Genomic DNA, 12,521 nt, shown 5'->3' with positions numbered 1-12,521 from the left:
CGCCCCTTGAAAGCGTCACGTTGGAGGTCAAATGTCGAGGCCATGGAAGGTGGTTTCTTCTCCGGTCAGCTCTTGATCGCCATGCCGGGAATCTCGGATCCCCGGTTCGAGCGCGCCCTGATCCTGATCTGCGCCCACGACGAAGAGCACGCCATGGGCCTGGCGCTGAACCGCCCGGTGGAGGGCCTGACCGTGCCGGACCTGCTGGACAGGCTGGAGATCAGCTCGACCATCGTCCTGCCGCCGGACCTGGTTCTCGTGGGCGGACCTGTCGAGCAGGAGCGCGGCTTCGTGCTGCATTCCACCGACTATGAGGGCGAGGCGAGCCTGGACGTGACGCCGGGCGTGGCCCTGACCGCGACCCGCGAGGTGCTGGAGGCGATGGCCAGCCACAATGGCGCGCCGTCGAAGAGCCTGCTGGCGCTCGGCTACGCCGGCTGGGGCGCAGGCCAGCTGGAGGAAGAGCTCAAGCAGAACGTCTGGCTGACCTGCGATCCCGACGACGAGCTGATCTTCGGCCGCGACTATGGGCGCAAATGGGGTCAGGCGCTGGCCAAGCTGGGCGTCGATCCGCAGCGGCTGAGCGCGGCGGCGGGCCGGGCCTAGCCCCGACTTCCCTTGGCCTTAACCGGGGCGGCGCCGTCGACGTAGCTCTCGTTGAGGTAGACCTCGGCTTCCTGCGCCGAGAGGGCCGGCGCGTAGCCGAAGCCCTGGCCGTAGTCGCAGCCCAGCGACTGCAGTTGGCGGGCCATGCCGGCGTTCTCGACCCCTTCGGCGACGATCGCCAAGTTCAGGTCCTGGCCGAGCTTCACCACCGATGAGACGATCTTCAGCGAACCCTCGTTGGTGGCCATGGTGCGCACGAAGTAGCGGTCGATCTTCAGCGTGTCGAACGGCAGGCGGGTCAGATAGGAGAGCGACGAGAAGCCGGTGCCGAAGTCGTCCAGCGCCAGCGCCGCGCCAGCCGCGCGCAGCTCGCCCAGAATGACGGCGGCGCGTTCCGGATCGCGCATCACGTCGCCTTCGGTGACTTCCAGCTTCAGAGCGCCGGGCGGCAGGCCGGTTTCGCGGCGGATGGCTTCCACGTCGGAGACCAGGTCGGGGCGGTCGATCTCGTGGGTCGAGAGGTTAACGGCGACGGTCAGTTCGCCGGCGGCCTTGTGCTTGGCGCGCCAGGCGGCAAGCTGCTTGGCCGAGGTGCGCATCATCATCGCCCCCAGCTCTTCCATCAGGCCCATCTCCTCGCAGAGCGGCAGGAAGGTGTCGGGCATGAGCAGGCCACGGCGCGGGTGGCGCCAGCGGACGAGGGCCTCGAAGCCGGAGAGGTGGCCGGTCGAGAGCCGCACGATCGGCTGATAGAACGGCACCAGTTCGCCACGGCCGAGCGCACCCTTCAGGTCGCCCTCGAGCGCCAGCCGGGACAGACCGTCGCTCTCCAGCCCGCGGCCATAGGCGGCGGCGCCGCCGCGGCCGTGGCTCTTCGCGGACTCCACCGCCAGTTCGGCGCGGCGCAGCAGCTCGGCGGCCTCCGGCGCGTCGATCCCGCCATGGGCGTCCACCGCCCCGATCGAGAGCGTCGGATGGATGTCGAAGCCGGCCACGCGCAGCGGCTGCTCCAGCGAGCGCCGCAGCATTTCGGCGCCCGGCGAGGCGCCGGCCAGCGCCATGGCGGCGAACTCGTCCTCGCCGATGCGGGCCAGGATGGCGTCGGCTGGGAAGGCGGCGGCCAGGCGCGACCCCAGCGCCGCCAGCACCAGATCGGCGCGCTCGTGGCCCAGAGCCTCGTTCAGGCGGCGCAGGCGGTCGAGGTCGGCGACGATCAGTTCGTAGTGGCCGGGAACCTGCAGCTGCTCGCGGGCGCGGGTGATGAAGCTGCGGCGGTCCAGCAGGCCCGTCAGCAGGTCCTGGTCGGAGGCGGCGAACCGGGTCTCCGGCGCCACCACGCCGGCGGCGCGCACACCCTCCTCCAGCCAGACGCCGCGCCAGATGGAGATGCCGGCGCCGCGCATGCGCATGCGGACCGCGACCTCGGTTCCGGGCTCCTGCACGCGCAGAATGTCCTCGGCGTAGGCGCGGTCCTGCGGCAGCGCGAGCGCGCGAAGCGCCGCGGAAGAACAGTCGGGGGCCAAAGGTCCCAGGCCCAGCGCGCGGGTGGCGCCGGTCAGCCGCATGCGGTCCTTCTCCGGCTCCCAGACCCACAGGGCGACGTCGGCCGCGCCCAACGCTTCCAGCGTCGAGGTGGCGTCCCACATCCAACGGTCGCTCGGCATCGCCAAAGGAAGAAACGTCCCGCCAAATGGAGCCCGCCACTCAGGCGCGCCCAGACCTACACCCCAAGCCTAGGGCCTTAAGGTTTACAGAAGGCTGCTGTTCAGACCGACACGCCCTCGTCCGGGCCGTCAGGCCGCTTGAAGGGCGAGACCAAGCCGAACAGGACATGATCCCGCCAGACGCCGTTGATCTTCAGATAGGCCTTGGCGAAGCCTTCCTCCTCGAAACCGGCCCGGCGAAGCAGGCTGCGCGAGGGGGCGTTGTCGGGGATGCAGGCGGCCTCCAGACGGTGCAGGCCAAGGGTGCGGAAGGCGAAATCGCTAAGCGCGCGGACGGCGGCCAGCGTGTGGCCATGGCGGGCGTAGGGCCGGCCGCACCAGTAGCCGACCGAGCCCATCTGGGCGACCCCGCGGCGCACGTTGGAAAGCGTGATGCCGCCGGTCAGCGCGCCGTCCTCCTGGCGGAAGACGAAGAACGGATAGGCGGCCCCGGCCTCGCGGTCGCGGGCGTAGGCGGTGAGGCGCCGGCGGAAGGCGCCGCGGCCCAGGTCGTCGGCCGGCCAAGTAGGCTCCCAGGGCTGCAGGAAGCTGCGGCTGACGGCGCGCAGTTCGCGCCATTCGGCGTAGTCCATGGCGCGGGGCGGGCGCAGGCTGATCCCCTCGCCCTCGACGCGAAGTCCGCTCTCCGGCGCGATCCAGTCCAGCAGGGCCATGGAGCGGCAAACTCGCCCAATTGCCGGCGCGCCGCAAGGCGGGGCTCAATCGAGAATTGCAGACTAGTTTACATTATAGACTTATCGATGTATCAGCACACCTGAAGACTCGGACTAAGGAACATCGCCATGAGCGCCGCGGACGCCACCCACCTCGACGAAGCCCAGATTCACGAGGCTCGGGCCAACCTCGCCTTCATGCGCGCCCTGGTCGAGCCCGACGACCGCTGGCTGCGCCAGTTCGGCGAGACCTATTCGGCGGCGGGGTTCTGCTATTGCGCGCAAATGCTGCTGCACGCCGGCCAGTTCATCGGCCTGACGCCAGCCACCGGGATCGGCGGCCTCGCCATCGGCCTGGGCCCGACGGTGGTGTTCCTGGCGCTGCTGGTCTGGATCATCCGGCGCAACGGGCCCGCGACGGTGGCCAACGCGACCTCGAAAGCGGTGGGTGCGGTGTTCGGGGCCGTCGGCCTGACCAACCTGGCGCTGGTGCTGATCATCGGCTCGGTGGCCTGGCGGATGCACAGCGTCACCATCTGGCTGATCTATCCCTGCGCGGTGATGGTGCTGCAGGGCATGGCCTGGCTGGTCGCCTTCATGCTGCGGCGGCGCGGCTGGATGGCGATCGTCGGCTTGGGCTGGTTCGTCACCGGGCTGGGCATGGCGCTGTTCATCGACAACATGGCCGGCTTCGTCGCCACGGCCGGGGCCGGCATGTTCCTGTTCATGCTGCTGCCGGGCCTTTGGATGCTGCGGCGTGCGCAACCCGGCCAGCCGGGAGTCGCCTGACCTTTGGCCGGCGCCCCCTCACCCTTCGGCATCGACCGGATCGACGAGGTCATCCACGGCCGCTTGCGGCTGGGCGTGATGGCCTATCTCGCCAACGCCGAGATCGCCGATTTCAACGAGCTGAAGGCGGTCCTCGAGGTCACCCAGGGCAACCTGTCGGTGCAGCTGCGCAAGCTGGAGGAAGCCGCCTACGTGGCCATCGAAAAGGGCTACCTCGGCCGCAAGCCGCGCACCCAGGTGCGGATCACGCCTGTGGGCCGCAAGGCCTTCGCAGCCTATCTGGAGGCGCTTGGGAAGCTGATCGGGCCGCAGGGCTAGCGGCGCGCCTTACCCGAACAACGCCGCTTCGAACGCCGGGGCGGCCTTCAGTGAGGTCTTGGGGCCCAGGACGGCGACGGCGGCTTTCTTCCGCGCCAGGATCTTCTCGGTCAGTTTCACCAGGTCGGCGGGCGTGACCGCGTCCACCTCGGCGGCGACGTCTGGGGGATCGAGGGTGCGGCCGAACAGCAGGACCTGGCCGGCGGCCTGTTCGGCGCGGGCGAGCGCGCCTTCGCGGCCCATGAACATGGCGCCCTTCAGCTGGGCCTTGGCGCGGGAGAGTTCAGCCTCGCCGACCGGTTTGAGCATGCCGGCGATTTCGCCCGCCGCGACGCGGGCCAGTTCGGCGGCGTCCCTGGCCGCGCAGCCGGCGAAGACGCCGAGGACGCCGGTGTCGGCGTAGGTCTCCGAATAGGCGTCGATGGCGTAGGCGAGGCCGCGGTTCTCGCGCGCCTCCTGGAAGAGCCTCGACGCCATGCCGCCGCCGAGGATCTCGGCCAGCAGGCGCAGCGCGAAATAGGCCTCGTCCCGCACGCCGACCGCCGGCAGCAGCAGGACCAGGTTGGCCTGTTCGAGGGTCTTGGCGACCGCCCGCTGGCCACCAACGAAGGCGGCGGGTTCGAGGGCTGCGGGCGCGGTTCCGGCGGCCTCGCCAAAGTCGCGCTCGGCGAGCCGCAGCAGCTCGTCCTCGTCGACGGCGCCGGCGGCGCTGACCACCAGGGTCTGCGGCCCATAGAGGCTGGCGCGCCAGGTGTTGAGCGTGTCCGGCGTCGTGGTCCCGATGGACTGCGGCGTCCCCAGGATCGGGCGGCCGAGCGGCTGGCCGTCGAAGGCCGCGGTCTGGGCGAGCTCGAAGACCAGGTCGTCCGGCGCATCGGCGGCCTCGGCGATCTCCTGAGCCACCACCTGCTTTTCCTTGGCGAGGTCCCCGGCGTCCATGGCCGGGCGCTGCACGAGGTCGGCCAGGACCGCGCAGCCCAGGTCCAGGCCGCCGGCCAGCGCGCGGACCTGGAAGCTGGTGCGCTCATAGCCGGTGGCGGCGTTGATGTTGCCGCCCTGGGCCTCGATGACCTCGACGATCTGACGCGCCGAGCGCCCGCCCGCGCCCTTGAACACCATGTGCTCCAGGAGGTGCGACCAGCCGGAGCGGGCCACATCTTCCGCCCGGGCGCCACGTCCGGCGACCACCGACAGCGCCACCGTCTGCAGGCCCGGCATGGGGTCGCAGACCACGCGCACGCCGTTGGCGAGGGTATGGACCTTAGGCGTCGTTGGGGGCGCGATGGCCTCAGCCCTCCGAAAAGGCGCGGACGTAGGCCTTGATGGTCTCCGCCTCCGCCGGCAGGCGGTCGAAGCGCTCGGGCCGCGCGGCCAGATCGGCGACGCCGCGGGGCAGACTGGGCGTAACCCCGCTGGCCTTGCCGACCGCTTCCGGGAACTTGGCGGCGTGCGCGGTGGACATCACCACCACGGGCCCTTGCAGGTCCTTGGCGCGGCGCACCGCCGAGAGCGCGACCGCGGTGTGCGGATCGACGAGCTGGCCGGTCTCGTTGAGCGTCGAGACGATGGCGCGGGCCGTGTCGGCCTCGCTGACCCCCGCGCCGCGGAACAGCTCGCGCATCGCGGCGAACGCCTTGGGCGGGACCTCGATGGCGCCCGACTTGGCGAAGGCCTCGAAGGCGCGCGCGGTCTCGGTGGCCTCGCGCTCGACGCTTTCGAAATAGAGCCGCTCGAAATTGGACGCCGACTGGATGTCCATGGCCGGCGAGATGGTCGGCGTGAGCTTGCCGCGCGCGTAGCGGCCGGTCTCGAAGGTCTGGGCCAGGATGTCGTTGGCGTTGGTGGCGACCAGGATCCTGCCCATCGGCAGGCCCATGCGGTGCGCCACATAGCCCGCGAAGGCGTCCCCGAAATTACCCGAGGGCACCGCGAAGGAGACCTCCCGCGTCGGCGCGCCCAGCGCCGCGGCGGTGGTGAAATAGTAGACCGCCTGGGCGGCGATGCGGGCGAAGTTGATCGAGTTGACGCCGGAGAGGTCGACCGCTTGGCGCAGGCTCTGGTCCTGGAAGGCGTTCTTGACGATGGCCTGGCAGTCGTCGAAGGAGCCCTTCACCGCCACGCAGGCGATGTTGGCCTCGGTCGCCGTGGTCATGAAGCGGCGCTGCACCTCGCTGATCCGCCCCTCGGGGAAGAGCACCACGACCCTGACGTTCCTGGCGCCGCGAAAGGCCTCGACTGCCGCGCCGCCGGTGTCGCCGGACGTGGCGCAGAGGATCGTTTGGCTGCGGCCCTGGCCGCCCAGCAGGTGGTCGTAGAGTCGGGCCAGGATCTGCATCGCCACGTCCTTGAAGGCGAGGCTGGGGCCATGGAACAGCTCGGCCAGGAAGACGCCCGGCGAGAGCTGGACCAGCGGCACGGTGGCGGCGTGGGTGAAGCTGGCGTAGGCCTCGCGGCACATCTCCAGGAGGTCGGCGCGCGCGATCTCGCCGTCGGCGAAGGCGCCGATCACCCGGGCGGCGACCTCGGCGTAGGGCATGTCGGCGAAGGCGGCGATTTCGGCGGCGCCGATCCGCGGCCAAGCCTGCGGCAAATAGAGCCCGCCGTCGGGGGCGAGGCCGCCCAGGACGGCGTCGACGAAGCCCACGTGTGGCGCCTCACCGCGCGTGGAGACGTAGCGCATCAACCCCTCATCCGCTTAAAGACCGCCGCGCCATAGACACCGGCGAGCGCACCCGCAAGGCCGAACCAGGTGAGCGCGTACTGGAGGTGGTTGTTCGGTACGTTCAGCGCGAACGGCGCCGGAACCAGAGCCTTGAAGTCTGGATTGGTCGAGGTCTCGGCCATCAGAAACAGTGGCGCGACCGGTGGGTCGGCGTGGAGGGCTGCGGCCATGGCCTTGGCGTCGTGCAGGTACCAGCGCGTGGGTGTGGCCGGCGGGGTCATGAAGTTGCCCTTGTCGCCTTTGCGCAAGACGCCGGTCACTTCCACGGGGTCAAGGTTGGTCGTGTCTGGCAAGGGACGGTAGATCACCGTCCCGGGGATGAAGCCGCGGTCCACGAGGATCGAGTTGTAGTAGCCGGTCACGACATGGCAGGCCGAGATCAGCCGAGAGCCCATCTGTCCATCGCGCAGATCGTAGAGCTCCAGCGCTGGCGCCCGCGCGAGCCCTCGGCAGACCACCTTGACCCGGGTGTATTCTTCCTTCCGCCCGAAGGCGACCCCATCCAAGACCGGCTCCAGGGGAACCGGCTTTGCGGCCTCGGCGCGCGCGATCCCGGCCAACAGCGCCTCTTTCTGGGGCAGCCTGATCCATAGCTGCCAGCCGCCCAGGCCGATCAGGATGATAAAGGCGATGGCGGCCGCGATGGTCAGGCCGACCGGAAAGCCCTTCGGCGCCGGCCGCGCGGCGCGCGGCGCGACCTGCGGCTCCCAGCTCTCAGTCATGGGTGGCTTGGCTCGCCTTGTTCATGAACTGGGCGGCCAGCATCAGCCCCTTCATGGGGCGCAGCAGGATCAGGACGAGGATCAGCGTCAACGGCAGCCAGATCACCAGCGTCAGCCAGACCGAGCGGATGGCGAACATGGTGAAGAGGGCGCCAAAGGCGGTGATCAGGCCGGCGATCAGGATCACGAAGACCGCGGGCCCGTCGCCGCTGTCGGCCGCGGCGAGGTCGAAGCCGCAGGCCTCGCACACCTTCGAGACCGTCAGGAACCCCTCGAAGAGATGGCCCTCTCCGCAGTTGGGGCAGCGGCCGGCTGCCCCAGACAGCAGAGGATTGGGCTTCGCCATTGCCTAGTGTCCCGCTTCCGAAGTTCGCATGCGCATGTGGAAGGCTCCGACGAACTTCGGAAGCGAAAAGGACACTAGCCTGTCAAAGCTTATAGCGCGCCTCTTGGATTTGAAGTTCGCTCGGCGCGCGACCCCAAGCGAGGCGAACTTCAAATCCGGCGCGCTATCCGCCGTGAGCTCCGAAGATCACGTAGATGAAGGCGAACAGGAACAGCCACACCACGTCGACGAAGTGCCAGTACCAGGCGGCCGCCTCGAAGCCGAAGTGCTTCTGCGGCGTGAAGCCGCCGGCCAGCAGCCGCGCCAGGCAGACCGACAGGAAGATCGTCCCAATCAGCACGTGGAAGCCGTGGAAGCCGGTCGCCATGAAGAAGGACGAGCCGTAGAGGCCGGAGTTCGCCGCGCCCTCGCCGCCGAAGAAATAGTGGTGCTCGAGGATGTGGTTGTACTCGTAGGCCTGGATCGAGGTGAACAGCACGCCCAGGCAGATGGTCAGGAAAAGGCCGATCTTGGCGCCCCGGCGGTCGCCCACCTGCAGCGCGTGGTGCGCCCAGGTGACCGTGGTGCCGGAGAGCAGCAGGGTGAGCGTGTTGACCAGCGGCAGCTGGAAGGCCGGCACCGTCTCGACGCCATGCGGCGGCCAGGTCGCCCAGGCGGTCCTGACCTCGTCGATCGAGGACCCCGCGTCGCCGCGCACGTGATGGAACAGCGCCATCTCGAAGAAGATCCAGAACCAGGCGACGAAGAACATCACTTCCGAGGCGATGAACAGGATCATGCCGTAGCGCAGGCCGATGGAGACGACCGGCGTGTGGTCGCCCTCGTTGGCCTCAATCACAACGTCGCGCCACCAGACGATCATCGTGAACAGCACGCCCGCCAGACCCAGGAAGAACAGCCAGGAGGTGTGCGCCGGCAGGCCGAACAGGCCCTTCATCCAGGCGATGCCGCCCATCGCCATCGCCACGGCCGAGATCGAGCCGATCAGCGGCCAGGGCGACGGATTGACCAGGTGGTAGTCGTGCTTCACGCCTGCGGCCATCGGTGGTCCCAAGTCCCTCAAAAAACGCGCGGTCAAACCTGCGCGGGACTCGCCCACGCATCAAGACCGGTTCGCGTCACGCTATAGCCCCGCCGCGCGGCCTCCGCCAAGGGGAAACGCCCTCGAATTCAGTCGGCGGCCTTGGCCGGTTGCTTCACGTCCGTCGCCGGGAAGAAGGTGTAGGAGAGCGTCAGCACCTTGCCGCCCCTGGTCTCGAAGTCCGAGGCGTACTTCGGGTCGACGAAATAGAGCACCGGCATCTCCACCGTCGCGCCCGCGGCCACCGTTTGGTCGGAGAAGCAGAAGCAGGAGAGCTTGCGGAAATAGACCCCGGCCTGGTCCGGCGCGACGTTGAACACCGCGCGCGCGGTCACCGGATGGTCGGCGTGATTGGTCACCTTGAACACCGCGACCTTGGTCTCGCCGATCCGGACCGTCTGGTCGGTCTGCTCGGCGGTGAAGTCCCAGGGCAGGCCCCGCACATTGGTGTCGAAGCGCACCAAGAGGGTCTGGTCCAGCACCGTGCCGGGTTTCACCTCGGCCTTGCGCACCGTCCCGCCGTAGCCGGTCACCTGACAGAAGGCGCGGTAGAGCGGCACCGAGGCGTAGGCCGCGCCGACCATGGCGACGAAGGTCACGCCGCAAGCGAGAACGACCGCGGCGTTCTTGCTCAACCGCTTGCGGTGAGGCGGGTCAGAAGGGTTGTTTTGCGACACTGGCGCCCAGACGCACGATGGTGACCACGAAAACCAGTACGACGAAGATCACCAACCCCAGGGCCAAGGCGATATTGCGGCCACGCCGCGCTTTCGCCTCCACCTGGGACTCACGGCCGGGATCGCTCATGACGGCAGCTTCCAGGAGAACAGGGCGAGCGGCGTGGCGCCCATCAGGTGCTCGACCAGCAGGGTGGCGAACAGCAGGGTGAGATAGAGGATCGAGAAGGCGAACAGATTTCGCGCGTCCTTGGCGCCGGCGCGCACGTCGTAAAGACCCCCCGGAGCAGAATCCGCGTTGCGCTGGCGCCCCGCATCGCCGGCCTGACTGCGGGCGAGGCGCACGGCCAGCAGCACGAAGACCAGCCCGCCCAGGCCCGCCACCCCGAGATAGCCGACGCCGCCGAGGCCCGTGAAGGCCGGGACCAGGCAGAGCGGGGTGAAGAGCAGGCTGTAGATCAGGATTTGTTTGCGGGTCGAGGCCGCGCCGGCGACGATCGGCATCATCGGCACGCCGGCCTTCTTGTAGTCCTCGCTGGTGTAGAGGCTGAGCGCCCAGAAGTGCGGCGGGGTCCACATGAAGATGATCGCGCAGAGCAGCCAGGCGTTCAGCGGAACCGAGCCCGAGGCCGCCGCCCAGCCGATCACTGGCGGGAGCGCGCCGGCGAGGCCGCCGATCACGATGTTCTGCGCCGTCGAGCGCTTCAGCCAGATCGTGTAGACGACCGCATAGAAGAAGATGGTGAAGGCCAGCAGGCCCGCCGCCAGCCAGTTCAGCGCCATGCCCATCAGCATGACCGAGAACATCGACAGCACCACGCCCAACGCCAGCGCGTCGGCGCCCTGGACCCGGCCGGCCGGCACCGGGCGGCCCCGCGTGCGGCGCATCTGGGCGTCGATATCGGCGTCGTACCACATGTTCAGCGCCGCCGAGGCCCCGGCCCCGACCGCGATGCAGAGGATGGCGATCGCCCCCAGGATCGGGTTCACGCGCGCGCCGGCGCAGACCATGCCGGTGAGCGCGGTGAACACCACCAGCGACATCACGCGCGGCTTCATCAACTGCACGAAGTCCTGCCAGCGCGCGGGCGCCTTGGCGGCCTTGGGCTTCACGGCGGTGGAGACGGCCTCGGTCATGGCCATGGAAGTCTACTCTCAAATGATCAGGGGGCGCGAACCCTAGGATCCGCGCCCCCTCTAGGTCTTGTCGGAGTCTGCCGCCTAGTGGCTGTCGGCGGTGACCACCGGCAGTTCGTTGAACTGGTGGAACGGCGGCGGCGAAGGCAGCGTCCATTCCAGGGTCGTGGCGCCCTCGCCCCAGGGATTGGCCTCGGCCTTGCGGCGGAAGACCATGGCGTCGATGAGCACCAGGATGAAGACGCCGACGCCGACGAGGGTGATCGCGTAGCCGATCGAGGACACCTTGTTCCAGAAGGCGAAGCCCTCCGGATAGTCCACGTAGCGGCGCGGCATGCCCTGCAGGCCCAGGAAGTGCTGGGGGAAGAAGATCACGTTCACGCCGACGAAGGTGATCCAGAAGTGCAGCGCGCCCAGCCACTCGCGGTACTTCACGCCCCACATCTTCTCGAACCAGTAGTAGAAGCCCGCGAAGATCGCGAACACCGCGCCCAGGCTCAGCACATAGTGGAAGTGGGCCACCACGTAGTAGGTGTCCTGGAACTGGTAGTCGACGCCGGCATTGGCCAGCACCACGCCGGTGACGCCGCCCAGCGTGAACAGGAAGATGAAGCCGATCGCCCACAGCATGGGCGTCTTGAAGTCGATGGAGCCGCCCCACATGGTGGCGATCCAGCTGAACACCTTCACGCCCGTGGGCACGGCGATGACCATGGTGGCCGCCACGAAATAGGCCGTCAGGTTCACGTTCATGCCGGTGGTGAACATGTGGTGCGCCCACACCAGGAAGCCGATGAAGCCGATCGCCACCATGGCGTAGGCCATGGCGAGATAGCCGAACACGGGCTTGCGGCTGAAGGTGGAGACGATGTGGCTGATCATGCCGAAGCCCGGCAGGATCAGGATGTAGACCTCGGGGTGGCCGAAGAACCAGAATAGGTGCTGGTACATGACCGGGTCGCCGCCGCCGGCCGCATCGAAGAAGTGGGTGTGGAAGTTGCGGTCGGTGAGCAGCATGGTGATCGCGCCGGCCAGCACGGGCAGCGAGAGCAGCAGCAGGAACACCGTCACCAGGATCGACCAGACGAACAGGGGCATGCGGTGCAGGGTCATGCCCGGCGCGCGCATGTTGAAGATGGTGGTGATGAAGTTGATGGCGCCCAGGATCGAGCTCGCGCCGGCCAGGTGGATCGACAGGATCGCGCAGTCCATCGCCGGGCCTGTGTGACCTGAGGTCGAGAGCGGCGCGTACATGGTCCAGCCGCCGCCGAAGCCGCGGCCCGGTCCGCCGTCCACGAACATCGACGTGCACAGCATGATCCACGAGGCGACCAGCAGCCAGAACGAGATGTTGTTCATCCGCGGGAAGGCCATGTCGGGCGCGCCGATCATGATCGGCACGAACCAGTTGCCGAACCCGCCGATCATCGCCGGCATGACCATGAAGAAGATCATGATCAGGGCGTGGGCGGTGACCACCACGTTGTAGCCGTGCTTGGAGCCCTCGATCAGCCCGAGCTGGGCGATCCAGCTGTGCGGCTGGAAGATCTGGATGCCGGGCTCGTAGAGCTCCCAGCGGATCAGGCCGGACAGCGCGCCGCCCACCAGGCCCGCCATGATGGCGAACAGGATGTAGAGGGTGCCGATGTCCTTGTGGTTGGTCGAGAACAGCCAGCGGGTGACGAAACCCGGCTTGTGATCGTGGCTGTCGTGGGTGTCTTGAGCGTGGGAGCCGTAGGCCATCTT

14 protein-coding genes are annotated in these 12,521 nt (G+C 68.5%); 3 read left to right on the top strand and 11 right to left on the bottom strand.

Annotation, left to right across the window (positions count from 1 at the left end):
• Positions 1-42 precede the first annotated feature (42 nt).
• A complete protein-coding gene (locus VKQ35_RS08735; protein ID WP_324360608.1) occupies positions 43-606 on the top strand; it encodes a YqgE/AlgH family protein in 564 nt (187 codons plus the stop codon).
• Here the strand turns inward: VKQ35_RS08735 and VKQ35_RS08730 are convergent.
• Together VKQ35_RS08730 and VKQ35_RS08725 are read right to left on the bottom strand one after the other, a co-directional pair.
• On the bottom strand, positions 603-2,270 hold the full coding sequence (locus VKQ35_RS08730) for a bifunctional diguanylate cyclase/phosphodiesterase (protein WP_324360606.1): 1,668 nt from the start codon (positions 2,268-2,270) through the stop codon (positions 603-605). The genes VKQ35_RS08735 and VKQ35_RS08730 overlap by 4 nt on opposite strands.
• A gap of 101 nt (positions 2,271-2,371) precedes the next feature.
• Complete coding sequence (locus VKQ35_RS08725) at positions 2,372-2,983, bottom strand: GNAT family protein (protein WP_324360604.1); 612 nt, start codon at positions 2,981-2,983, stop codon at positions 2,372-2,374.
• 129 nt (positions 2,984-3,112) lie between these two features.
• Between VKQ35_RS08725 and VKQ35_RS08720 the strand changes: the two genes are divergently transcribed.
• Positions 3,113-3,772, top strand: coding sequence for a hypothetical protein (locus VKQ35_RS08720; RefSeq protein ID WP_324360602.1), 660 nt, complete (start codon positions 3,113-3,115; stop codon positions 3,770-3,772).
• Between the two features lie 3 nt (positions 3,773-3,775).
• Positions 3,776-4,090 (top strand): transcriptional regulator, encoded by a 315-nt coding sequence (locus VKQ35_RS08715; protein WP_324360600.1) that lies wholly within the window; start codon positions 3,776-3,778, stop codon positions 4,088-4,090.
• 9 nt (positions 4,091-4,099) lie between these two features.
• On the opposite strand, the gene VKQ35_RS08710 is transcribed toward VKQ35_RS08715, so the two are convergent.
• The 9 genes from VKQ35_RS08710 to ctaD form a co-directional block, all read right to left on the bottom strand.
• Positions 4,100-5,308 carry a pitrilysin family protein gene (locus VKQ35_RS08710; RefSeq protein WP_324360694.1) on the bottom strand — a complete coding sequence of 403 codons (1,209 nt, stop codon included), beginning with the start codon at positions 5,306-5,308 and terminating at the stop codon, positions 4,100-4,102.
• Between the two features lie 70 nt (positions 5,309-5,378).
• Positions 5,379-6,770, bottom strand: coding sequence for a threonine synthase (thrC, locus tag VKQ35_RS08705; RefSeq protein WP_324360598.1), 1,392 nt, complete (start codon positions 6,768-6,770; stop codon positions 5,379-5,381).
• The gene (locus tag VKQ35_RS08700; protein ID WP_324360595.1) at positions 6,770-7,534 is read right to left on the bottom strand and encodes an SURF1 family protein; all 765 of its coding nucleotides are present in this window, start codon (positions 7,532-7,534) and stop codon (positions 6,770-6,772) included. The genes thrC and VKQ35_RS08700 overlap by 1 nt, the downstream gene beginning before the upstream one ends.
• Complete coding sequence (locus VKQ35_RS08695) at positions 7,527-7,880, bottom strand: DUF983 domain-containing protein (RefSeq protein ID WP_324360593.1); 354 nt, start codon at positions 7,878-7,880, stop codon at positions 7,527-7,529. Before VKQ35_RS08695 ends, VKQ35_RS08700 begins: the two co-directional genes overlap by 8 nt.
• Before the next feature lie 163 nt (positions 7,881-8,043).
• Entirely contained in the window at positions 8,044-8,922 is an 879-nt protein-coding gene (locus tag VKQ35_RS08690) for a cytochrome c oxidase subunit 3 (RefSeq protein WP_324360591.1), read from the bottom strand.
• A 128-nt stretch (positions 8,923-9,050) separates the two neighbouring features.
• On the bottom strand, positions 9,051-9,596 hold the full coding sequence (locus tag VKQ35_RS08685) for a cytochrome c oxidase assembly protein (RefSeq protein ID WP_324360589.1): 546 nt from the start codon (positions 9,594-9,596) through the stop codon (positions 9,051-9,053).
• A gap of 19 nt (positions 9,597-9,615) precedes the next feature.
• Complete coding sequence (locus VKQ35_RS08680) at positions 9,616-9,768, bottom strand: hypothetical protein (RefSeq protein ID WP_324360587.1); 153 nt, start codon at positions 9,766-9,768, stop codon at positions 9,616-9,618.
• Positions 9,765-10,775, bottom strand: coding sequence for a heme o synthase (gene cyoE, locus VKQ35_RS08675; protein ID WP_414692327.1), 1,011 nt, complete (start codon positions 10,773-10,775; stop codon positions 9,765-9,767). The genes VKQ35_RS08680 and cyoE overlap by 4 nt, the downstream gene beginning before the upstream one ends.
• 84 nt (positions 10,776-10,859) lie before the next feature.
• Complete coding sequence (gene ctaD / locus VKQ35_RS08670) at positions 10,860-12,518, bottom strand: cytochrome c oxidase subunit I (protein ID WP_324360583.1); 1,659 nt, start codon at positions 12,516-12,518, stop codon at positions 10,860-10,862.
• Positions 12,519-12,521 lie beyond the last annotated feature (3 nt).

Origin of the sequence: Phenylobacterium sp. (assembly GCF_035309685.1) — a bacterium.
Classification (GTDB): domain Bacteria; phylum Pseudomonadota; class Alphaproteobacteria; order Caulobacterales; family Caulobacteraceae; genus Phenylobacterium.
The sequence above is the reverse complement of the archived record's forward strand: the minus strand, read 5'-3'. Positions and strand labels throughout refer to the sequence as shown.